Source organism: Mycobacterium talmoniae (assembly GCF_001854525.1).
Classification (GTDB): domain Bacteria; phylum Actinomycetota; class Actinomycetes; order Mycobacteriales; family Mycobacteriaceae; genus Mycobacterium; species Mycobacterium talmoniae.
This window is the reverse complement of sequence record NZ_MLQM01000035.1, coordinates 1-21,143: the sequence shown is the minus strand read 5'-3', so window position 1 is coordinate 21,143 and position 21,143 is coordinate 1. Positions and strand designations below refer to the sequence as shown.

General features: G+C 68.3%; 20 protein-coding genes and 2 pseudogenes. 15 read left to right on the top strand and 7 right to left on the bottom strand.

All coding sequences use genetic code 11. The features are described 5' to 3' along the window. Nucleotides 1-39 precede the first annotated feature (39 nt). Nucleotides 40-530 (top strand): annotated as a pseudogene (locus BKN37_RS09215) (GAP family protein). 10 nt (nt 531-540) lie between these two features. Here BKN37_RS09215 and BKN37_RS09210 read toward each other — a convergent pair. Continuing rightward, nucleotides 541-1,311, bottom strand: a complete 771-nt coding sequence (locus BKN37_RS09210) for an enoyl-CoA hydratase-related protein (protein WP_071024703.1) — start codon at nt 1,309-1,311, stop codon at nt 541-543. A 214-nt stretch (nt 1,312-1,525) separates the two neighbouring features. On the opposite strand from BKN37_RS09210, the gene BKN37_RS09205 reads away from it, so the two are divergent. The 3 genes from BKN37_RS09205 to BKN37_RS09195 are packed head-to-tail and all read left to right on the top strand — an operon-like array spanning nt 1,526 to nt 4,611. Further along, a complete protein-coding gene (locus BKN37_RS09205; RefSeq protein ID WP_242657166.1) occupies nt 1,526-2,521 on the top strand; it encodes an ABC transporter permease in 996 nt (331 codons plus the stop codon). 11 nt (nt 2,522-2,532) lie between these two features. Beyond that, entirely contained in the window at nt 2,533-3,705 is a 1,173-nt protein-coding gene (locus tag BKN37_RS09200; protein ID WP_071024700.1) for an FAD-binding oxidoreductase, read from the top strand. A 12-nt stretch (nt 3,706-3,717) separates the two neighbouring features. Next, nucleotides 3,718-4,611 carry an aldose 1-epimerase gene (locus tag BKN37_RS09195; RefSeq protein WP_071024698.1) on the top strand — a complete coding sequence of 298 codons (894 nt, stop codon included), beginning with the start codon at nt 3,718-3,720 and terminating at the stop codon, nt 4,609-4,611. 72 nt (nt 4,612-4,683) lie between these two features. Here the strand turns inward: BKN37_RS09195 and BKN37_RS09190 are convergent, their stop codons facing one another. Genes BKN37_RS09190 through dnaK form a run of 4 tightly spaced genes read right to left on the bottom strand, consistent with a single transcriptional unit; the run spans nt 4,684 to nt 8,826 of the window. Beyond that, nucleotides 4,684-5,055: a heat shock protein transcriptional repressor HspR gene (locus tag BKN37_RS09190; RefSeq protein ID WP_194074193.1), complete on the bottom strand. Its 372-nt coding sequence runs from the start codon at nt 5,053-5,055 to the stop codon at nt 4,684-4,686. After that, nucleotides 5,052-6,245: a molecular chaperone DnaJ gene (gene dnaJ / locus BKN37_RS09185; RefSeq protein WP_071024694.1), complete on the bottom strand. Its 1,194-nt coding sequence runs from the start codon at nt 6,243-6,245 to the stop codon at nt 5,052-5,054. Before dnaJ ends, BKN37_RS09190 begins: the two co-directional genes overlap by 4 nt. 56 nt (nt 6,246-6,301) lie before the next feature. Then, a complete protein-coding gene (grpE, locus tag BKN37_RS09180; protein ID WP_071024692.1) occupies nt 6,302-6,970 on the bottom strand; it encodes a nucleotide exchange factor GrpE in 669 nt (222 codons plus the stop codon). Next, nucleotides 6,967-8,826, bottom strand: a complete 1,860-nt coding sequence (dnaK, locus tag BKN37_RS09175) for a molecular chaperone DnaK (protein WP_071024690.1) — start codon at nt 8,824-8,826, stop codon at nt 6,967-6,969. Before dnaK ends, grpE begins: the two co-directional genes overlap by 4 nt. A gap of 281 nt (nt 8,827-9,107) precedes the next feature. Between dnaK and BKN37_RS09170 the strand changes: the two genes are divergently transcribed. From BKN37_RS09170 to BKN37_RS09155, 5 genes are all read left to right on the top strand, one after another. Further along, complete coding sequence (locus tag BKN37_RS09170; RefSeq protein ID WP_083341684.1) at nt 9,108-9,518, top strand: MmpS family transport accessory protein; 411 nt, start codon at nt 9,108-9,110, stop codon at nt 9,516-9,518. Next, a complete protein-coding gene (locus BKN37_RS09165; RefSeq protein WP_071024685.1) occupies nt 9,515-12,364 on the top strand; it encodes an MMPL/RND family transporter in 2,850 nt (949 codons plus the stop codon). Before BKN37_RS09170 ends, BKN37_RS09165 begins: the two co-directional genes overlap by 4 nt. Before the next feature lie 99 nt (nt 12,365-12,463). Continuing rightward, a complete protein-coding gene (locus BKN37_RS29530) occupies nt 12,464-12,679 on the top strand; it encodes a hypothetical protein (protein ID WP_207547224.1) in 216 nt (71 codons plus the stop codon). Continuing rightward, a complete protein-coding gene (locus BKN37_RS09160) occupies nt 12,676-13,104 on the top strand; it encodes a PIN domain-containing protein (protein WP_071024731.1) in 429 nt (142 codons plus the stop codon). The genes BKN37_RS29530 and BKN37_RS09160 overlap by 4 nt, the downstream gene beginning before the upstream one ends. Nucleotides 13,105-13,182: 78 nt before the next feature. Then, entirely contained in the window at nt 13,183-13,902 is a 720-nt protein-coding gene (locus tag BKN37_RS09155) for a potassium channel family protein (protein ID WP_071024683.1), read from the top strand. A gap of 12 nt (nt 13,903-13,914) precedes the next feature. Here the strand turns inward: BKN37_RS09155 and BKN37_RS09150 are convergent. Next, nucleotides 13,915-15,300 (bottom strand): annotated as a pseudogene (locus BKN37_RS09150) (acyl-CoA dehydrogenase family protein); the annotation flags it as partial. 168 nt (nt 15,301-15,468) lie between these two features. Here BKN37_RS09150 and BKN37_RS09145 point away from each other — a divergent pair. From BKN37_RS09145 to BKN37_RS09130, 4 genes are all read left to right on the top strand, one after another. Beyond that, nucleotides 15,469-16,950, top strand: coding sequence for an amino acid permease (locus BKN37_RS09145; protein WP_071024681.1), 1,482 nt, complete (start codon nt 15,469-15,471; stop codon nt 16,948-16,950). Further along, nucleotides 16,947-17,129 carry a hypothetical protein gene (locus tag BKN37_RS09140; RefSeq protein ID WP_071024679.1) on the top strand — a complete coding sequence of 61 codons (183 nt, stop codon included), beginning with the start codon at nt 16,947-16,949 and terminating at the stop codon, nt 17,127-17,129. Before BKN37_RS09145 ends, BKN37_RS09140 begins: the two co-directional genes overlap by 4 nt. A 164-nt stretch (nt 17,130-17,293) precedes the next feature. After that, nucleotides 17,294-17,602 (top strand): helix-turn-helix domain-containing protein, encoded by a 309-nt coding sequence (locus tag BKN37_RS09135; protein WP_071024677.1) that lies wholly within the window; start codon nt 17,294-17,296, stop codon nt 17,600-17,602. Nucleotides 17,603-17,642: 40 nt separating this feature from the next. Beyond that, the gene (locus tag BKN37_RS09130) at nt 17,643-18,389 is read left to right on the top strand and encodes a hypothetical protein (protein ID WP_071024674.1); all 747 of its coding nucleotides are present in this window, start codon (nt 17,643-17,645) and stop codon (nt 18,387-18,389) included. A 4-nt stretch (nt 18,390-18,393) separates the two neighbouring features. On the opposite strand, the gene BKN37_RS09125 is transcribed toward BKN37_RS09130, so the two are convergent. Further along, on the bottom strand, nt 18,394-19,512 hold the full coding sequence (locus tag BKN37_RS09125) for a PPE family protein (RefSeq protein ID WP_071024672.1): 1,119 nt from the start codon (nt 19,510-19,512) through the stop codon (nt 18,394-18,396). A 306-nt stretch (nt 19,513-19,818) separates the two neighbouring features. Between BKN37_RS09125 and BKN37_RS09120 the strand changes: the two genes are divergently transcribed. Both BKN37_RS09120 and BKN37_RS09115 read left to right on the top strand, forming a co-directional pair. Next, the gene (locus BKN37_RS09120; RefSeq protein WP_071024670.1) at nt 19,819-20,118 is read left to right on the top strand and encodes a PE family protein; all 300 of its coding nucleotides are present in this window, start codon (nt 19,819-19,821) and stop codon (nt 20,116-20,118) included. An 11-nt stretch (nt 20,119-20,129) separates the two neighbouring features. Then, nucleotides 20,130-21,143: PPE family protein (locus tag BKN37_RS09115; RefSeq protein ID WP_108772702.1), on the top strand; the 1,014-nt coding region annotated here is incomplete at its 3' end.

Genomic DNA, 21,143 nt, shown 5'->3' with positions numbered 1-21,143 from the left:
GGATTTTCCCTACGCGTCAAGTGAGCTACCGTTCACGCCGTGGCAGGCAGCTGGGGTTCGGCGGTGACCGCCCTGATCCCGCTCGCGCTGGTGATCGCGCTGTCCCCGGTGACCGTCATCCCCGCGGTGCTGGTGCTGCACACCCCGCATCCACGTGAGACCGGACTGGCCTTCACGACCGGCTGGCTGGCGGGCTTGGCGGGGTTGACCGCGGTGTTCGTCGCGGCATCCGGCCTGCTCGGCGGCCTGCGTACGGCGCCGCCGACCTGGGCGTCGTGGCTGCGCGTCGCCGTCGGTGCGGCGCCGGGCTGGGCCGGCCCGGCTCCTGGCTGGCCGCCGCGTTCTTCGTCGCCATCGCCGCATCGTCGGTCGTCATCCCCGTGGTGGGCTTTGTCGCCGCCGGTGACCGTCTCGACCCGGCGCTGACCCGGCTCAAGGACTGGATGGAACAGCAGCACGCCGCGCTGCTGGCGATCGTCCTGGCGCTAATCGGCTTGATGGTGGTCTACAACGGGGTGCACGCCCTGTAGCCCGAAGGTCTTACCGGCCCCACCGCGGTGGGCGTTTCTCCAGAAAGGCGCTCGCCCCTTCCTGGGCGTCGGCCAGTTGGCTGGCCGCCGCCATCACCTCGACCGCGTAGGCGTAGGCCTTCGGCTGGTCGAGGTCGATCTGGGCGTACAACGCCTGCTTGCCCAGGCCCTTGCTCTGCGCGCTGCCGCGGGTGACCCGCTGAAGCAATGCCGCCACGGCACTGTCGAGCAGCTCGATCGGCACCACCTGGTTGACCAGCCCCCAATCCAGCGCGGTCGCCGCGTCGATCACGTCGCCGGACAGCGCCAGCTCGGCCGCCCGCTTGCGGCCGATGTTGCGGGCGATGGCGACCATCGGGGTGTGGCAAAACCAGCCGCCCTTGCCGCCGGGCGCGGCGAAGCCCGCGGTGTCCGCGGCCACCGCGAGGTCGGCGCTGGCCACCAGTTGGCAGCCCGCCGCGGTGGCCAGGCCATGGACACGGGCCACCACCGGCTGCGGGATCTGTTGCATGGTGGTCATCAGCTCGGTGCAGGTGACCAGCAGCTGTCGCACCGTGGCGTAGTCCTTGCCCGCCACGTCGGCGAAGTCATGGCCCGCGCTGAACACCGGACCGGCGCCGGCCAGCACCACGCCCAACGCGTCGCTCTCCCCCGCCGCCCGAAACGCCGCGACGAGCTCCTCCATGTGCTGAAGCGACAGCGCGTTGCGCCGCCGCGGCCTGTTCATCGTGATGGTCGTGAAGTCACCGCTGCGGGTGACGTCGATGCACTCGTACCCCACGTCGCAAACCTACTCCGCAGCCCGGGCCGACGAGGCTCCATCGCTTCGATAGTGACGGTGAACCGTTGGGTTGCAACGGAATTCCTTCCCGAGGGCCGTTCGGTGGACGCGGCCGACGCAGCGACCCCGTCGACGCCGGATTCCGCCGCCGCCGAGTCGGATAGGGTTACCCTCGCAGGCACGAAATTCACCGCTCGATGAAAAGGTTGGCGACGTGAACACCCAATCGCTTCCCCAGCATGGCCAGCAGCCCGACGCCGTGCACGTGACGCCGGCACCGGTCCGCGCCGGCGGGGTCGTCATCGGCCTGATCGTCGCCCTGGCGATCATCTGCCTGGCGTTCGGCTGGCCGGCGGCGCGGTCCCGGCCGCATGACCTGCCGATCGGGGCGGCCGCACCGCTGAGCGCCGGACAGCTGCAGTCCCAACTCGACCAGATCACCCCGGGCGGTTTCGCGGTGACCAGCTACCCCGATCAGGACGCACTGCGAACGGCGATCCGCCACCGCGACATCTACGGTGGCCTGACGACCGGCCCGCAGGGCATCACGCTACTGACCGCGTCGGGAGCCAGCCCCGCGGTCGCCCAACTGCTGACCCAGGTCGGAACCGGCCTCGCCCAACACCGCGGAGCGCCGGTGCACAGCGAAGACCTCGCCCCGCTGCCCACCCATGACCCCCGCGGCACCGGGCTGGCCGCCTCCGCATTGCCGCTCACCCTGGCCGGGCTGCTGCCGGCCATCGTGCTGATTCTGGTCTTCCCGCGCGATATCTGGCTGAGATTCGCTGCCACCGTGGCGTTTTCGGTGCTGGCCGGGCTGACGATCGCGACCTTGCTGCGCCACGTGTTCGGGTCCATCGACCAAAACTTCGCTGGTGTGACGGCCGGGCTGACGCTGGGGGCGCTGGCGATGAGCCTGTCGCTGCTGGGGCTGGGCTCGTTGTTTGGCCGGGTCGGCCTGGGCGTCGGCGCGGTGATCGCCGTGCTGCTGGGCAATCCACTGTCCGGGCTGATGAGCGCCCCGGAGATGCTGCCCCGCGGCTGGGGCGCGCTCGGGCAACTGCTGCCGCAGGGCGCCAACGCCACGCTGCTGCGCTCGACGGCGTACTTCGCCGGCGCCGGGGCCAGCACCGCGATCCTGGTGCTCACCGGCTGGGCGGTCGCCGGCGCATTGCTCATCGTTATCGCCGGGATGCGCAACCGGGCATAAACTCCTCGGTCGTGAGCCTCGACAACCAGGATGCGCTGCGCGTACTGCACGCCGCCTTCACCGGAGCGGGGCCCCACGACGGCACGGACCTGATCCGCCGCTTCTATGACCGCTGGTTCGCCATCGACCCCTCGATCCGCGACCTGTTCCCCGCCGACCTGGACGGTCAGCGGGCCGCGTTCGGGCACGCGATGGAGTGGGTGTACGGGGAGCTCGTCGCGCAGCGCGCCCAGGAGCCGGTCGCGTTTTTGGCCCAGCTCGGTCGCGACCACCGCAAATACGGTGTCACCCCAGCGCATTACGACACTCTGCGGCAGGCGCTGTACGCCACACTGCGCAGCCAACTGGCCCACGCCTGGACCGACACCGTCGAACACGCCGCCCACCAATCGCTGAACCTGATCACCGGGGTGATGAGCGGGGCGGCCGACGCCGAGGGCGGGCCGGCCTGGTGGGACGGCACCGTGATCGAACATCACCGGGTCTCCCGGGACCTGGCCGTGGTGCGGCTGCAACTGGACCGGCCGATGCCGTATCACCCCGGCCAGTACGTCAAGGGCGAGATCCCGCAGTGCCCGCGGCGGTGGCGCTACCTGACCCCGGCCATCCCATCGGAGGAGAGCGGCGCCATCGAGTTCCACGTCCGCGCGGTGCTGGGCGGCATGGTCAGCACCGCGATCGTGGGCGAGACCCGGCCCGGCGACCGGTGGCGGCTGTCCAGCCCGCACGGCGCCCTGCACGTCGACCGCGACGCCGGCGACGTGCTGATGGTGGCGGGCAGCACCGGGCTCACACCGCTGCGGACGATCATCATGGACCTGTGCCGCTGGGCGGTGAACCCACGGGTGCACTTGTTCTTCGGTGCCCGGTACCCGTGCGAACTCTACGACCTGCCCACCCTGTGGGAGATCGCCTCGCACAACCCGTGGCTGTCGGTGACCCCGGTGTCGGAGTACACCGGGGACCCGCCGTGGGCCGCCGACTACCCCGATGTGACGCCGCCGCGGGGCCTGCACGTGCGGCAGACCGGGCAGCTGCCCGAGGTGGTGGCCCGGTACGGCGGCTGGGGCGATCGGCAGATCCTGATCTGCGGCGGACCCAACATGGTGCGCGCCACCAAGGCCGCGCTGATCGCCAAAGGCGCTCCGCCGGAACACATCCAACACGACCCGCTGTCGAGCTGAAAGAACTCCGCGATGCAGATCGTCACCCTCCGCGACCCGGCGTCGGCCGTGGCGGCGCAGTTCGTTCCGGGCGCCGGCATGATCGGGATTTCGCTGACCGACGCCGGTGTGGAGCTACTCGGGCAGCGGCGCGGCTGGCGCGCCTACCTCGGCGACGGCAAGACGATGGGCATCCCCATCCTGTATCCGTGGGCAAATCGGTTGGGCGACACCGGCTATACCGTCGATGGGCAGTCGGTGACCGTGACGCCGGGCAGCGGCGGGGTGCGCGCCGACGCCAACGGCTTGCCGATCCACGGCCTGCTGGCCGGCTATCCGGGCTGGCGGGTGACTGCGCAATCGGCGAACGAGCTGCGCGCGGAGCTGGACTTCGGCGCCGACCCGGTCCTGCTGGCCGGCTTCCCGTTCCCGCATCTGCTCAGCGTCGCGGTGACGCTCGCCGAGCGGACGCTGCGGGTGCACACCACCGTGACCGCCACCGCCGACCTACCGGTACCGCTGTGCTTCGGGTTCCACCCGTACCTGCAGCTGCCGGAGACACCGCGGACGCAGTGGCGGATCGACACCCCGGCGATGCGGCACCTGACCCTCGATAAGCGCGGGCTACCGACCGGTGCGACGTCGGAATGGACGCAAACCTCGGAGCTGCTGGGCGACACGGTGTTTGACGACGGCTTCGATCGGGTGGCCGAGCACGCGGTGTTCGCCGTCTCCGGTGGCGACCGGCGTATCGAGGTGCATTTCGAGCAGGGCTATCCGGCCGCGCAGATCTTCGCGCCGGCCGGTGAACAGGTGGTGTGCTTCGAGCCGATGGCCGCGCCCACCGATGCGCTGCGCCGCGGCGGCTACCGGCTCGCCCAGCCGGGCGAGCCGGCGACGGCGACGTTTTCGATTCGGCTCCGCTGAGCGTTGATTCTGCGCCTACCAGACAAACGTGCGAGTAGACACCCTGGTGGACGCAGAGTCAACGGCAAGAAATCAGCGGCGGGGCTGCCAGACCACCACCGCGGTGCTCTTGGGCACCACCGCCAGGTCACGACGCTGGTTGGCCCGCAGCATCTCCATCTCCTCGGACATCTCCTTGAGCCGCGCGCGCAGCGCTTCGACCTGATTGGTCAACTCGATGATCCGTTTGATGCCGGCCAGGTTGACGCCCTCGTCCTGGGACAGCCGCTGCACCTCGCGCAGCAGGTCGACGTCGTGTTGTGAATACCGCCGCCCACCACCGGAACTACGCCGCGGGCTGACCAGGCCGAGCCGGTCGTAGGTGCGCAGCGTCTGCGCGTGCATCCCGGCCAGCTCGGCGGCCACCGAAATCAGAAACGTGCGGGAGTCTTCCTTCTTGCTCATAGCCGATTGCCCGCCCATCCGGCCCTGGGGTCAAAGCCGCTGGACCGTTCGGCGGCCGCGTAGGCCTCCAACGCCTCTTTGGCTGGGCCTTCCAGATCCGGTGGGACGGCGACCTTCACGGTGACCAACAGGTCTCCGTTGCCGCCGCCGCGCTTGGGCACCCCGCGTCCGCGCACCCGCAGGATCCGGCCGTCGGAGGTGCCCTTGGGCACCCGCACCCCGACCTTGCCGTCCAGCGTCGGCACCGACAGTGTGGTGCCCAAGGCCAGTTCGGAGAAGCTCACCGGGACGGTCACGGTCAGGTCATCGCCGTCGCGGCCGAAGACCTTGTCCGGCCGCACATGCACGGTCACGTACAGGTCGCCGGACGGGGCGCCCCGCAACCCGGCCTCGCCTTGGCCGGCCAGCCGAATCCGTTGCCCGTCTTCCACACCCGGCGGGATCCGGACGTTGATGGTGCGGGTGCGGGTCGCCACCCCGGTGCCCTTGCACTCGCCGCAGGGGTGCTCGATGATCGAGCCGCTGCCCCGGCAATCGGTGCAGGGTTCGGAGAAGCCGAACGCGCCCTGGTTGCGGTTGATCACCCCGGAGCCATTACAGGTGGCGCACACTTTCGGGCTGGTGCCCGGCCGCGCGCCGCTGCCGTGGCAGTTGGTGCACGGCGCCGGGCTGGTCAGCCGCAACGGCATGGCCACCCCCTTGGTGGCCTCCAGGAAGTTCAGTTCGGTCTCGGTCTCCAGGTCGTTGCCGCGGCGCGGCCGGCTGCGACGCTGACCGGCGCCGCCGCGGCCGAACAGGTCACCGAACAGGTCACCGATGTTGGCGCCGCCGGTCTGGCCGGCCGCGTCGAACAGATCGTTGAGGTTGAACTCGGCACCGTCGCCGCCCATCCCGAAGCCGCCGAAGTTGCCGCCGCCGGCGCCGCCGTTGAACCGGCGCCGGAAGCCGCCGCCGGCGAACAGCCGGCGGGTCTCGTCGTATTCCTTGCGCTTGGCCGGATCCGACAGCACGTTGTTGGCCTCGGAGACGGCCTTGAACCGCTCCTCGGCCGACGGGTTGTTCGGGTTGCGGTCTGGGTGCAGTTCGGCCGCCAGCTTGCGGTAGGCCCGCTTGATGTCGTCGGCGCTGGCGTCAGGGGCGACGCCTAGCTCCTTGTAGAAGTCCTTCTCGACCCATTCGCGTTGGGCCATCGCGCGTCACCCCCTTACCGTTCTCCAGTCGTTGTTGGTGCACCACCGGGCAGCCGCTAACTGTCCGGCGATTCTGATTCTGCGTCTTGTTCGGCCGATCCCGCGGCGTTACCGGGTGTGTCGGCGTCGGCGGTCGCGGCCGGCTCCTCGTCGGGCACGGTGTCGACCACCCCGACCATCGCGTGCCGCAGCACCTGATCGCCCAGTTTGTAGCCTTGCCGCATCACGGTGCCGATCACCGGGTGGCTGCCGTCGCCCTCGTGCTGCACGGCCTCGTGCAGCAGCGGGTCGAACTCCTCGCCCTCGGCGCCGAACGACACCAGGCCCAGCCCGGTCAGCACCGCGGTCAGGTTGTCCGCGAACGACTTCAGCGGGCCGGATTCCAGGTCACCGTGGCTGCGGGCCCGCTCCAGGTCGTCGACGACGCCCAGCAGTTGGGTCACCACCGACGCCTTCGCGCGTTCGGCGGCCGCCTGCTGGTCGCGTAACGCCCGCTTGCGGTAGTTGGCGAAGTCCGCCTGCACCCGCTGCAGATCGGCGGTCAGCTCGGCGACCCGGTCGACCTGCGCCGCCGAGGCCTCCGACGAAGCCTCGGCGGCCGGCGCTTCCGGCGCCGGCCCGTTGGGGGCCGGCCCGGAAGGCGCCTCGCGCACGGCGCCGGTCTCGGGATCGATGCGACGCTTATCGGTCACCGTTACTGGTTCGTGCGGATTTTGTTCGCTCACTTGGTCTCCTGGTCATCGTCGACCACCTCGGCGTCCACGACGTCGTCGGCGCCGCCGCCGGACCCGTCACCGCCGGCACCGCTGGCGGCCTGCTCGGCCTGGGTGGCCTCGTAGATCGCCTGGCCCAGCGCCTGGGACTCCTGGCCCAGCTTCTCCATCGCGGACTTGATCGCGGAGATGTCGGTGCCGCCCAGCGCGGTCTTCGCCTCGGCGATTGCACCCTCGACCTTGCTCAGCGTGTCCTCGGGGACCTTGGAGCCGCCCTCGGCCTCGCGCTGATCCTTGACGAACTTCTCGGTCTGGTACACCAGCGACTCGGCCTGGTTGCGGACGTCGGCCTCTTCGCGACGCTTGCGGTCCTCCTCGGCGTGCGCCTCGGCGTCCTTGATCATCCGGTCGATCTCCTCCTTGGACAGGCCGGAGCCCTCCTGGATCTTGATCGTGTTCTCCTTGCCGGTGCCCTTGTCCTTGGCGGTGACGTGCACGATGCCGTTGGCGTCGATGTCGAAGGTGACCTCGATCTGCGGGACACCGCGCGGGGCCGGCGGGATACCGGTCAGCTCGAAGCTGCCGAGCAACTTGTTGTGCGCGGCGATCTCGCGCTCACCCTGATAGACCTGGATCTGCACCGACGGCTGGTTGTCGTCGGCGGTGGTGAAGGTCTCGGACCGCTTGGTCGGGATGGTGGTGTTGCGCTCGATGAGCTTGGTCATCACCCCGCCCTTGGTCTCGATACCCAGGGACAGCGGGGTGACGTCCAGCAGCAGAACGTCTTTCACCTCACCCTTGAGCACACCGGCCTGCAGCGCGGCACCCACCGCGACGACCTCGTCGGGGTTGACGCCCTTGTTGGGCTCCTTGCCGCCGGTCAGCTCCTTGACCAGCTCGGTCACCGCGGGCATCCGGGTGGAACCACCCACCAGCACCACGTGGTCGATCGCCGACACCGAGATGCCGGCGTCGGCGATCACCGACTGGAACGGCTTGCGGGTGCGGTCCAGCAGATCCTGGGTGATCTTCTGGAACTCCGCCCGGGTCAGCTGCTCGTCGAGGAACAGCGGGTTCTTGTCGGAGTCGACGGTGATGTAGGGCAGGTTGATCGAGGTCGACTGGCTCGACGACAGCTCGATTTTCGCCTTCTCGGCCGCTTCCCGCAGCCGCTGCATCGCCATCTTGTCCTTGGTCAGGTCGATGCCGCTGGTGCTCTTGAACTTGTCCACCAGCCAGTCGACGATGCGCTGGTCCCAGTCGTCCCCGCCGAGGTGGTTGTCCCCGGAGGTGGCGCGGACCTCGACCACGCCCTCGCCGATCTCCAGCAGCGACACGTCGAAGGTGCCGCCACCGAGGTCGAACACCAGGATGGTCTGTTCCTTTTCGCCCTTGTCCAGCCCGTAGGCCAGCGCCGCGGCGGTCGGCTCGTTGACGATGCGCAGCACGTTCAGGCCGGCGATCTGGCCGGCTTCCTTGGTGGCCTGGCGCTGCGCGTCGTTGAAGTAGGCGGGCACGGTGATGACCGCGTCGGTGATGTCCTCACCGAGGTAGGCCTCGGCGTCCCGCTTGAGCTTCATCAGCACCCGCGCGCTGATCTCCTGCGCGGTGTACTTCTTGTCGTCGATTTCCACCGACCAGTCGGTGCCCATGTGCCGTTTGACCGAGCGGATGGTGCGGTCGACGTTGGTCACCGCCTGGTTCTTGGCCGGCTGACCGACCAGTACCTCCCCGTTGCGGGCAAACGCGACCACCGACGGGGTGGTGCGCGAGCCCTCGGAGTTGGCCACGACTACGGGGTCGCCGCCCTCCAGAACCGAGACGACCGAGTTGGTGGTCCCGAGGTCGATTCCGACCGCACGAGCCATGATGTTTCCTCCCTGATAGACGTATGTGGGGTCTGAGTGGACCGCACTCAAGACTGCCCCTGCGGGCAGGTCGCTGTCAACTCAGCCTTGAGTCTGTCTCACTCAACTTGTCGATGGGGTCAACGGCGCGGGTCACCGGTTTTGTTCCCTTCTCCAAAGTCACGCTGGTTACGCGGTTACTGGGCGCGGTCTCTGCGAGGATATTTTGACTCCCTCCTCGAGGAGACGACCGTGTGAGCACACCACCGAAGCGACGACGTGTCCGATCGATCGCCCGCAAGCTGTGGCTTCCGGTGGCGATCCTCGTCGTGCTCGCCTTCGTCGCGTTCGGGGTGAGCAGGGTTCGGAGCATGTCCGAGGCGATCAGCTACCCGCCGGCCACCGACACCATTGCGCCCACCGTCGTCCCGATCAACCCGAAAAACGTCACCTACCAGGTGTTCGGCGACCTGGGCGGCGCCGGCAAGGTCGTCTACGCCGACCTCGACGGGGCGCCGATCGAGGTCGCCCTGACCTCGCTGCCGTGGTCGTACACGGAGACGACGACGTCGCCGGCGGTGACGTTGAGCCTGGTCACCCAGGTCGACGGCAGCTCGGTGGGGTGCCGCATCCTCGTCAACGGCGAGGTCCGCGACGAACGCACCGTTGCCCACGCCGCCGCCGCGGCGGCCTGCACGGTGACCGCGGCATGACCGCCGCGGCGTCCGAGGCGGACGCGCCCACCGACCACCCGGTCAAGCGCCCGCGGGCGGCCCGGGTGCTGCGCAAGCTGGCCGTCCCGATCGTGCTGTTCTGGGTGCTGGCCGCCGCGGTGACCAACATCTTCGTGCCGACCATCGAGAAGAACACCGCGGAGAACGCCGAGGCCATGGTGCCGCGCGACGCACCGTCGTCGCAGGCGGCGATCCTGCAGGGCCGCGCGTTCGGCGAATCCGACTACACCAGCGCCGGCGTCATCCTGCTGGAAACCCGCGGGCGCAAACTCGGTGAACAGGACCACCGCTACTACGACGAGCTGGTCCGCCGGTTACTCGACGACAAAAAGCACGTCCAGTCGCTGCTGAACCTGTGGGGCAAGCCGACCACGATGTCCGGTCAGCAGAGCGCCGACGCACAGGCCGCGACGCTGACGATCCGCCCCACCGGCGATCTGGGTGACGCCGCGTCGAACCATTCGATCGAGGCCATCCGCGACATCGTGGCGAAAATCCCTAAGCCGGACGGTCTTTCGGTTTATGTCAGCGGGCCGGCGCCGCTGGCGTCGGACACCCTCAGCGCGGCCGACGAAAGCATGGTGACGCTGACGATCGTGACGATCATCATCATCGTCACGATGCTGCTGATCGCCTACCGGTCGGTGACGCGGGCGCTGATCCCGCTGGCGGGGGTGCTGGTCACGTTGGCGACGACGCGCGGCGTCGTCTCCTTCCTGGTCGGCGCCCACCTGATCGGCATTTCGTCGTTCGCCATGAACATGGTGGTGGGCCTGGTGCTCGGGGTGGCGACCGACTACGGCATCTTCTACCTCGGCCGCTACCACGAGGCGCGCCGCAAAGGGTTGGACCGGGAAGCCGCGTACTACGACTCGGTCGCCAACACCTCGCACGTGATCCTGGGGTCGGGTGCGGCCATCTCCGGGGCGACGCTGTGTCTGAGCCTGACCAAGCTGAATTACTTCCGGACCCTGGGTCCGCCGTGCTTCGTGGCGATGATCGTCGCCGTCACGGCGGCGCTGACCCTGGGGCCGGCCCTGCTCACGTTGGGCAGCAAGATCAAATACCTGGAGGAGCCCCGGCCGACGAGTCCGATCTGGCGCCAACTCGGCACGGTGATCGCGCGCTGGCCCATCCCGGTGATGGCGATCGCCGCGCTGGTGCTGCCGCTGTGCATCCTGAATCTCGCCACCTACAAGGTGAGCTACAACGACCGCGACTTCGCCCCGCCCAGTGTCGAATCGGTGAAGGGCTACGTGGCCGCCGACCGGCATTTCCCGAAGAGCCAACTGTCCACCGATGTGCTGTTTGTGCAGGCCGACCACGACATGCGCAACACCACCGACATGATCAGCCTGGACCGGATCGCCAAGAACGTGTTCCGCACCCCGGGTATCGCGATGGTGCAGGGCATCACCCGCCCCAACGGCCGGCCGCTCGAACACGCGTCGCTGCCCTACGCCATGGGGTCGATGGGCACCAAGATCGGTGAGAACATCGGCTTTCTGCGGGATCGCATCGCCGACATGGACACGCTGGCGGCCAACATGGGCGCGACGCTGGAGTCGACGAAGCAGATGGAGGAGGCGACCCGCCGGTTGTCGGTGGGCACCCACCTGTCCTACGAGGCCTCCCGACGGTTGCAGGCCATCACCGACCAGGCCCGCGACCGGATGGCCGACGTGGACGACTTCATCCGGCCGCTGCGCAACTACACCTACTGGGAGCCGCACTGCTACGACATCCCGATCTGCTGGGCGCTGCGCTCGGTGCACGACCTGTCGGACAGCGTCGACCAATTCGACGCAGAGATCGCGGCGCTCACCGACGGCCTGGCCATCGTCGACACGGTGACCCCGCAGATGGTGACCAGCCTGCAGGGCTTGGCCGAGCACATGGCGAAGATGCAGTCGCTGACCCTGGCGCTGCAGAGCACGATGAGCAGCATCGTGCCGCAGTTGGAGACGATGATCCACCCGATGATCGACATGGCGCAGGCATTCGACAACGCGAAGAACGATGATTTCTTCTTCCTGCCGCCGGACGCCTTCGGGACCGAAGACTTCAAAACCGGTCTGGGCGTTCTGATGACGCCCGACGGCAAGGGCGCGCGGTTCATGGTCTTCCACCACGGGGAGGCGATGAGCCCGGAGGGCATCCGGCAGGTGCAGCACGCGGCGGCCGCCGCCCAGGAGGCCATCAAGGGCACATCGCTGTCCGGCGCCAAGCTGCTGTGGGCCGGAGCATCGTCGAATTACCGTGACGTCCAAGCTTTCTCGTTCAACGACCTGATGATCATGATGATGGCGACGTTCGGCCTGGTATTCATCATCGTGCTGGTCATCACCCGGGCGCTGGTCGGCTCGATCATCGTGCTCATCACGGTGATCCTGTCCTTCGCCGGCAGCCTGGGGTTGGCCAGCTTCATCTGGGAGACCTTGCTGGGCATCCAGCTGCATTGGCTGACGATCCCGATCGCCTTCATCGTGCTGGTGGGGGTGGGCTGTGACTACAACCTGCTGCTGCTGTCCCGTTACCGGGAGGAACTCGGCGGCGGCATCCGCACCGGGGTCATCCGCGCGATGGCCGGCTCGGGAAACGTGGTGGTCACCGCGGCCTTCGTGCTGGCCGGCACCATGCTGGCGATGCTGTCCAGCGACGTGGTCAACATCGGGCAGGCCGGTTCGACGATCTGTGTCGGGTTGATCTTCGACATGATGATCGTCCGGCTCCTGCTGGTGCTGCCGCTGGCCCGGCTGCTGGGGCCGTGGTTTTGGTGGCCCACCGGGATCGGGCAGCGGGCTCGCGAGGGCCGGAGCGCGTAACGCACCACCAGCTGGTGTCGCACCGGTGTTACACTGACCGGCGTGCCTACGACTCGTCGCCGACATGCGATTACCGAGACGCCGCCCGTGCAGGCGGCCTTGGACGAGCTGCGCCGCGAGCAGGGCACGGACCGGGTCGACCTCGGCGAGCTTGTGGTGCTGGGCGCCGCGGCAAAGCTCGCATCAATCCGCGCCGCGCGTGATAGCGATGCGAAGCTCCGGCGCCGGCTGGCCGACCGAATACGATCACGCAACCTTCCGGTCGAGGTCGCTGCCGCAGAACGCGCACGCCAGACTGGATGGGTGCGTGGGTGAGCGTCGAGTTGCTGCTCGACAATTCGGCGTTCGTCCGCCTGACATCACCTGCGCTGGCGGAGCAGCGAGCGCACGAGATCGCTGACGCGCTCGAGCACCGCCGCATCGGCGTCTGCCTGCCGTTCCTGCTCGAGGCCGGGTACTCGGCGCGTAGCGCGGCGGATCACGATGAACTGCTGCATGAGCTGATGGCCTTGCCGATGCTGCACATCGACACCGAAGTCGAATCGCGCGCGGTGGACGTGCAGCGTCAACTCGCCCGCGCCGGGCACCATCGCCTTCCGCCAGTCGACCTCATCATCTCGGCGTTGGCCGATCGGCACGGCGTCGGAGTGCTGCACTACGACCACGACTACGACACCCTCGCCACCAGGACCGACCTTCGCTTCGAGAGCGTCTGGCTGGCCAGGCGTGGCAGCCTTTGACGATCAACGACTAACCGCCCGGCCGAGTTGTCGTCCCAGATTCTCGGCACGACGCCGGCCTGTTGCACACTGTCGGCCATGAAAGATCAAGCGATCCTGGATCGTTGGGAGCGGCGTGCGGAGTGGCCGCTGGCGGCGGTGGCCCTGATGTTCCTGGCGAGCTACTCGATCCACGTTCTCGCTCAGTCGGACCGCACCGCCGCCCACATCAGCCACCTGTTAGGTGTGGCGTCGTGGATCGTGTTCACCATCGACTACGCCGTCCGGCTGTGGCTGGCACCGAATCGGCGGCACTGGTTTGTTCGACACCTGCTGGACCTCGCCGTGGTTGCCCTCCCGCTGCTGCGACCGCTGAGGTTGGTGCGCCTGGTGATTCTTTTCAGTGCCTTGCAGCGGGCCGTCGGTAACGCCATCCGCGGTCGCGTCCTGGTCTACACGGTGTCGGGCGCCGTCCTGCTGGTCTACGTGGCCTCCCTGGCCGAATTGCAGGCCGAGCGCCACGATCCCAACACCACGATCGACAGTTTCGGGAACGCGTTGTGGTGTTCGATCACCACCGTCACCACGGTCGGCTACGGCGACGTGTACCCGGTCACCGTCGCCGGGCGGATCATTGCGGCACTGCTGATGATCGGCGGCATGAGCCTGGTGGGGGTGATCACCGCGACCATCGCGTCCTGGATCGTCCAGCGCGTCAACGAAGCAGGCAGCACGGCACGGGAGCTCACCGCCGCGGACATCGCCGAACTCCGGGGTGAAATCCGGGCGTTACGGGAACAGCTCAACGGCGGCGGGTGATCCCTGGACGGCCTACGGGCGCATCGCGTATGCGCCATCGTAGGCCTTGACCTGCGCCCACACCCGGTCGAAACGGCCGGTGTCGGTGACCGGTTTGCGCACCGCAGAGAGCGCCCATTCCTGTTGCTCCGGTGTGGAACTGACCTTGCCGTGCAGCGCGATGGCGTGCCCGGAGAAGTCGCGGATCTGCACGTCGAAGATCTGATCCAGCAGGTCGCGGTCCAGGCCGATCAGGCCGGCTTGTTCCAGGATCAGCTGGCCGTAGACGACCAGCGTGAACAGGTGCCCGACGACGAGAACGAAGTCCAGGTCGCGCTGCTGGTCGGCGTCGGGGGCGGCCGTGGTCAGCAGCGCCTGCAGCGCCTTGGCCTGCTCGTAAAACCGCGCCACGTTGGGGACGTCCAGGGCGTCCTCGTACACCGGGGCCCAGTCCGCGAACTGCACCTTGGAGGCGCCGCGCGCCGGGCCCTGCGCCCAGAAGAACACGTCGTCGGCCGGGTCGTGGCGGGTGCCGATCGCGGGGTATTCGGCGGGGTTGAACAGGTAGTTCGGCATGAACTTCAGGATCTGCGCGACGTTGACGTGCACCGTGCCCTCCAACCGGGGCAGTGCCCCGATCAGCCGGGCCACCTGGGAAAAATAGGTGTTCTTCTCGAAGCCCTTGGCGGCCAGCACATCCCACAGCAAGGTCACCACCGTTTCCCCCTCGGAGGTGACCTTGGACTTGGTGACCGGGTTGAACAGCAGGTAGCGGCGGTCGTCGCGGTGCGCGCTGCGGAAGTAGTCGATGGCGCGGTCGCTGAACAGCTTCATCGCGACCAGCCGGGCGTATGCATCGACAAAGTTGGCCCGCACGTGCGGGAAGTCGGTGACCGGGTTGCCGTACAGGATGCGGTTGTTGGCGTGAGTGATCGCCTCATAGAAGGCGTGCTCGCACATCCCGATCGAGGCGCTGCACAGGTTGAACTTGCCGACGTTGACGGTGTTGAGCGCGGCCGAGAACGCGTCGGGCCCGGTGCACAGGATGTCCTCCTCGCGCACCGGGTAGTCGTTGAGCCGGAAGTTGCTGACATACATCTGGCCGTGCACGACGTTGCCGATCAGCTCATAGTTCTCGTGTGCACTGTCGGCGACGAACCACACGTACCCGTCGGCGCCGTCGACGTCGGCGCGCCGCCCGAACACCGACACCATGCCGGCCACGTTGCCGTTGCCGATGTAGTACTTCTCGCCGGACGCCCGGAAGGCGACACCGTCCTCATCCGAGGGCGATAGCAGCATGTCGGTGTGGTAGATGTCGGCGCCGTGCTCGCGCTCGGAGAGCCCGAACGCCATCACCCCGCCGGCCTCGAGTTGGGCCGCCGCGCGTTCCTTGGCCTTGATGTTGTCGCTTTGCCATGTCGTAGCTGCTCGGATTGAACAACAGCCCGTCAGAACTCGCCATGGCGTGCCCCCTCATCGACGCAGGTCCGGTGCGGGCGAATCTAGCAGCGGGCCCCACCTCCGCGCGCCGGAAATCGTTCGCCGTGGGCTAGCCTTTGCGGCATCCACAACGACAGGAACTCGATGGCTCCCAGCGCACCCGGCTCGGCCGCAGCCGATCCGCTCACCCGTGAGGACGAGGGCTACCACAAGGATCTGCACCCCCGGCAGCTGCAGATGATCGCGCTCGGCGGCGCCATCGGCACGGGTTTGTTTCTCGGCGCCGGCGGGCGCCTGGCCTCGGCCGGCCCCGGCCTGTTCCTCGTCTACGGGATCTGCGGGGCGTTCGTGTTCCTGATCTTGCGGGCCCTCGGCGAGCTGGTGCTGCACCGCGCGTCGTCGGGGTCGTTCGTGTCCTACGCCCGCGAGTTCTTCGGCGAGAAGACGGCGTTCGTGGCGGGCTGGCTGTACTTCCTGAACTGGTCGATGACCGGGATCGTCGACACCACCGCCATCGCGCACTACTTCCACTACTGGCGGTCGTTTCAGGTGATCCCACAGTGGATCCTGGCGCTGATCGCCCTGGTGATCGTGGTGGCGATGAACCTGATCTCGGTGAAGCTGTTCGGCGAGCTGGAGTTTTGGGCGGCGCTGATCAAGGTGGTGGCGCTGTTGACGTTCCTGGTGGTCGGCACCGTGTTCTTGGCCGGGCGCTTCCCGGTCGAGGGCCGCGACACCGGGTTGAGCCTGTGGACCGACAACGGCGGATTCCTGCCGACCGGGCTGCTGCCGCTGGTGCTGGTCACCTCGGGGGTGGTGTTCTCCTACGCCGCGGTCGAACTGGTCGGTACCGCCGCCGGGGAGACCGCGGAGCCGGAGAAGATCATGCCGCGCGCGATCAACTCGGTGGTGGCCCGCATCGCGATCTTCTACGTCGGCTCGGTGGTGCTGCTGGCCCTGCTGCTGCCCTACTCCGCCTACCAAAAGGGCGAAAGCCCGTTCGTCACCTTTTTCTCCAAGATCGGTTTCACCGGTGCCGGCACCCTGATGAACGTGGTGGTGCTCACCGCGGCGTTCTCCAGCCTGAACGCCGGGCTGTATTCCACCGGCCGGATCCTGCGCTCGATGGCGATGAGCGGCAGCGGCCCGCAATTCACCGCACCGCTGTCGAAGAACGGGGTGCCCTACGGCGGTATCTTGCTGACCGCCGCGATCGGCCTGCTTGGGGTGGTGCTGAACGCGGTGGTGCCGGAGGAGGCCTTCGAGATCGTGCTCAACATCGCCGCCCTGGGCGTGATGGCGGCCTGGGCGACGATCGTGGCCTGCCAGCTCAAGTTTCACCGGCTGGCCCACGCCGGGCTCATGTCACGCCCGCAGTTCCGGATGCCGCTGGCGCCCTACAGCGGGTATGCCACCCTGGTGTTTCTGGCCGGTGTGCTGGTGCTGATGCTGAGCGACAAGGAGCGCGGTCCCTGGATTGCCGGCACCTTGATCCTGGCGCTGCCCGCGCTGGTCGGCGGCTGGTACCTGATCCGCCGCCGGGTGGCGGCGAGTTCGCCGCCCGCCCCGCCGCCGGACGGCGATCTCCCGCCCATCGGCGAGCCGGCGGGTTCGGAGGGGCGATGAAGCGCAATCGAAACGCCGACAAGCCGCCGCTGTACGGGATGGCGCTGGTCTTCCTGGCCATCGCGATGGTGGCGGTCACCGCCTATCTGCACGCCAGCTGGTGGTCAGCGATCGGCTACGGGGTCGCGGCCATCACCGCGGTGGCCGGCTTCACCTTGGCCTTCCGCGACTTCTCCTGAGGCGCAGCGCCGAGCGTGCACTCAGGGCGGGAAATCGCTCAAAACACCGCCGTGGATGCACGTTCGGCGCGGGGGTCGCCGTCACTACTGCGTAACCGCGCGTTGGGTGTGACGTAACCGCGCCGCTTTGCCCGGTCCACCAGACGGGGCTATCGTCCACGAATATGGACGACAGTGCCAAGGACCCGGCGGTGGTTCTGCCCTACCTGGTGGGCAGACCGCTAGCCGCCACCGAGGTCTACGAGGCATTCGGCTACCGCAAGTCCGCCTATTACAAGGCCGCGCGCGAGCATCGGCTGATCACCGCCGACAACCTGATCAAAGTCGCCCGGTATTTCGGGTTGAACCCCGTCGACCTGCAGGTTCGGTTCGGATTGATCGACCCGGAAGCGGTCACCCAGTACGTCCAGTCCGATCCCAACCTGCCGAAACTGCGCGACCTTCGCCCCGACCCCACCAGCCCACCCATCTAAACCCCCCATCTAAATAGGAGAGCCGGGAAACACCCTGCCCATGATCAAGACCGCACTCGTCACCGCCACCCTGGTAGCGATCCTGTGCAGCCTGTGGATCCGCCGCGACACCTGGCGCTCCCGGTGGGAGGCGGGCGCGACCCTCAACATCGCGCTGCAGGGCTGCGCGGTGCTGCTGATGTCGCACTGGGCGGCCGCCGCCCTCGGGCCTCCCTTGCATCGCATCTTCGGACTGTGGAACATCCAACACCTGCTCGGCCACATCTGCTGGATCTTCGCGGTGACCGCGATCATCCAGCACGCGCTGACCCGCCTCGTCAACCAAACCCACCTGCGCGGGCTGCTGCGCAAGCACGTCGCGCGCCCGCTGTGGCTGGGCATTCCGCTGCTGCTGGCGGTGTTCATCATCGCCGACGAGAGCCATCACCTCGACCTGTTCTCCGCCCCCGTCAACGACTTCTGGCTCGAGGCCTACTGGTTGGTGCTGGGCGGGCTGCTGATCTACTTGCTCTCCTACGCGGCGCGGGTGCTGCTGATCGCGCGGGCGGACCCCCGCTCCACCGAGACCGTCGACCTGTACCTGATCTCGGCGGGGTTCGGCGTCGCGGCGCACGTGATCCAGATCGGCACGGCCTGGATGGGCGTCGACGTCACGCTGCCGGTCTGGGTGTGCGCGTGCCTGGGCGCGACCGGGTTCGCCTACGGATCGGCCCGCTCCTGGCAGAGCAAGCTTGCCTGGTTCACGCCCGGCAATGGTCCTCGCTCGCAAGCGGTCCCGCCCTACTGAGGGCTTATCCCCCCACTACCGGGCGCGCCATCACGTTGTGCCGGAACCCGTACTGCTGGCCGATGACGCCGCCGGAACGCCGGCCCCCCGTACCGGTGAGCGGGATGCCCCGCAGCAGGCCTTGCGCCGGAGCCGCGGGCGAAGCCCCGCCGGCGGGTGCGGCCGAGGCGGCTGGGCTGACCGCCGGGGTTGCCGTGGCCCAACTGCGCGGCACCGACAAGTTACCGACGGTGCCGGCGTTGCCGACCTGCGCCGACACCCCCGCGGGCGCAGCGGCCCACGTCGAGGCGCCGCCCAGGACTCCACCCAGGCCGGGCACACCCGCCATGGCCTGAGCGCCGGTGCTGGCGCCGGCCGCGGCCGGCATCACGCCTTCCCAGATCTTCATCATGTGCTCCCAGTCGCCCATGTGGTTGAAGACGATGCCAAGGTCGTTGCTGTAGATGGACACCAACTTCTTCCAGACCGCCGATCCGGACGACTCCGACGACCCGTTTAGCAGTCCGTTCCACAGTGTTCCGAGGTTTGCCAGCCCGGAGCTCGACGCGCTGGTGTCGGCGGCGTGAGCGACCGCGGCGGCTTGACCGGCCGGACCCGCCGGGTTGGTGGTCGATGGCGGCGGATCGAAACTCATCAACGTTGACGCGCCCGCCGACGCCGCGGCGTAGCTGTACATCGCGGCGGCATCCTGGGCCCACATTTCGGCGTACTGCGCCTCGGTGGCCGCGATCGCCGGCAAGTTCTGCCCAAAGAAGTTTGTCGCGATCAACATCATCAGCTGGGCACGGTTCGCCGCGATCACCGGCGGCGGCACCGTCATCGCAAACGCCGCCTCATAGGCGCCGGCGGCGGCCTTGGCCTGGACCGCCGTCTGCTCGGCCCGCGCGGCGGTGGCGCTCAGCCACGCCACGTAGGGCGCGGCCGCCGCGGTCATCGACATCGACGCCGGACCCGACCACTGCCCGGCGAGGTCGGAAATCAGCGCGCCGTAGGAGGCCGCCGTGCTGTACAGATCGGCGGCCAACCCGTCCCAAGCCACCGCGGCCGCCAGCATCGGGCCCGACCCCGGGCCCAGGTAGATGCGTCCAGAGTTGACTTCCGGCGGCAGCGCCCCGTAATCCACTAGTTGGTCCCCTCGCATGGTCGACGGCCTCGCTGTCCGGACCCACGCCGCCCGGCATCGCCGGCTGCGCAGTCGCGAACGCGACGCCTTCTGCGGTCGCCCCCGACTATTCACCAACGGTCGACATCAGTCCACTTAAGAAGACTTGAGTAGATTTTTTTACTCTGAAGTTCACTCATACGAACATTCAGAACTTCTAGGTGAACAATGGTCGCTGGAGATGCACTTCGGTCCGCGCAGCGCCTAACGTCACGGGCGAGCGGCTCGCGAGGGCCGCGACACCGGGACCATTGAGGAGAAGCCAACGTGTCGTTCGTGACTACCCAGCCCGAAGCGTTATCGGCCGCGGCCCGCAACTTGGCGGCCATCGGTACCGCGCTGGCCGCCCAAAACGCAGCCGGGGCGGCGCCCACGACGGGAGTGGTCCCCCCGGCCGCCGATGAGGTCTCGGCGCTGATCGCGGCTCAGTTCGCTACCCACGCGCAGATGTATCAGGCGGTCACGGCCCAGGCCACCGCGATTCACGAGATGTTCGTCAACATGCTGGGCTTCGGCGCCGGCTCGTACGCGACCACCGAAGCCATCAACGCCGCGGCGTCCCGCTGAGGAGGGATGAAGTGCTGGATTTCGGTGCCTTACCCCCGGAGATCCATTCGTCGCGCATGTACGCCGGCACCGGGTCGGCGTCGATGATGGCCGCGGCCTCGGTGTGGAATCTGCTGGCCGCCGAGTTGGATTCGGCCGCCACCGACTACGACACCGTCATCACGCAACTCACCAGCGAAGAGTGGCTGGGGCCCGCGTCCACGCAGATGGCCGAGGCCGCCCGACCCTATGTGGCCTGGATGCGCACCACCGCCGCGCAAGCCGAACAGGCCGCCACGCAGGCCCGTGCCGCGGCGGCCGCTTACGAGACGGCGTTCACCGCCACGGTGCCGCCCCAGTTGATTGGGGCCAACCGCGCCCAACTGGCCCAGGCGGTCGCGACCAACGTCCTCGGCCAAAACACGCCGGTGATCACCCAACTCGAGGCGCAATACGGCGAGATGTGGGCCCAAGACGCCAGTGCGATGTACGGCTATGCCGCCCAGACCGCCCCGGCCGCCCGAGTGACGCCGTTCACCGAGCCGGCGCAGACCACCAACCCCGCCGGCGGGGCGCTGCAGGCCGCGGCGGTCAGCAAGGCCGGGGGCACATCGGCCGGTACGGGCGCGGAGTCGGCCCAGTCGCGGCTGCTGTCGTCGGTGCCCCGCGCGCTGCAGAACCTCGCGTCGCCGGCGGCGTCCGATACGGGCCTCCCGTCGCTGCCGGAGTTGTTGGAACAAAATCCGTTGTTCGACCTGTGGGCGGAATACGCCAGCCCTGCCCAGAACACCCTGGCGATGCTGTATCGCGCCACCGGCATGTCGACCCACTTTTTGTCGTTGTCGAAAGCTGTGGCACCGGCGGCCGCCAAGGCCGCCAGCGACGGGGCCAAGGCCGCGGCGGGCGGACCCGGGCTCGGGGGGGTGGATCTTTTTCACATTGGGAGCTGGCGACCGCCTGATCGGTGGTGGAGAGGGGCGTTGGCGGAAGCTGTTAGGAGCACGATGATTGCGTCGGACGGGGTTGGGGGGGGGGGGGCGGGGGTG

Excerpts from the sequence above, each read along its gene's own strand:
- BKN37_RS09155 (WP_071024683.1), top strand. The coding sequence starts at position 13,183 with ATGAAAGATCAAGCGATCCTGGATCGTTGGGAGCGGCGTGCGGAGTGG.
- BKN37_RS09135 (WP_071024677.1), top strand. The coding sequence starts at position 17,294 with ATGGACGACAGTGCCAAGGACCCGGCGGTGGTTCTGCCCTACCTGGTG.
- BKN37_RS09190 (WP_194074193.1), bottom strand. The coding sequence starts at position 5,055 with ATGAGCAAGAAGGAAGACTCCCGCACGTTTCTGATTTCGGTGGCCGCC.
- dnaK (WP_071024690.1), bottom strand. The coding sequence starts at position 8,826 with ATGGCTCGTGCGGTCGGAATCGACCTCGGGACCACCAACTCGGTCGTC.
- BKN37_RS09145 (WP_071024681.1), top strand. The coding sequence starts at position 15,469 with ATGGCTCCCAGCGCACCCGGCTCGGCCGCAGCCGATCCGCTCACCCGT.
- BKN37_RS09130 (WP_071024674.1), top strand. The coding sequence starts at position 17,643 with ATGATCAAGACCGCACTCGTCACCGCCACCCTGGTAGCGATCCTGTGC.
- BKN37_RS09195 (WP_071024698.1), top strand. The coding sequence starts at position 3,718 with ATGCAGATCGTCACCCTCCGCGACCCGGCGTCGGCCGTGGCGGCGCAG.
- BKN37_RS09165 (WP_071024685.1), top strand. The coding sequence starts at position 9,515 with ATGACCGCCGCGGCGTCCGAGGCGGACGCGCCCACCGACCACCCGGTC.
- BKN37_RS09140 (WP_071024679.1), top strand. The coding sequence starts at position 16,947 with ATGAAGCGCAATCGAAACGCCGACAAGCCGCCGCTGTACGGGATGGCG.
- dnaJ (WP_071024694.1), bottom strand. The coding sequence starts at position 6,245 with ATGGCCCAACGCGAATGGGTCGAGAAGGACTTCTACAAGGAGCTAGGC.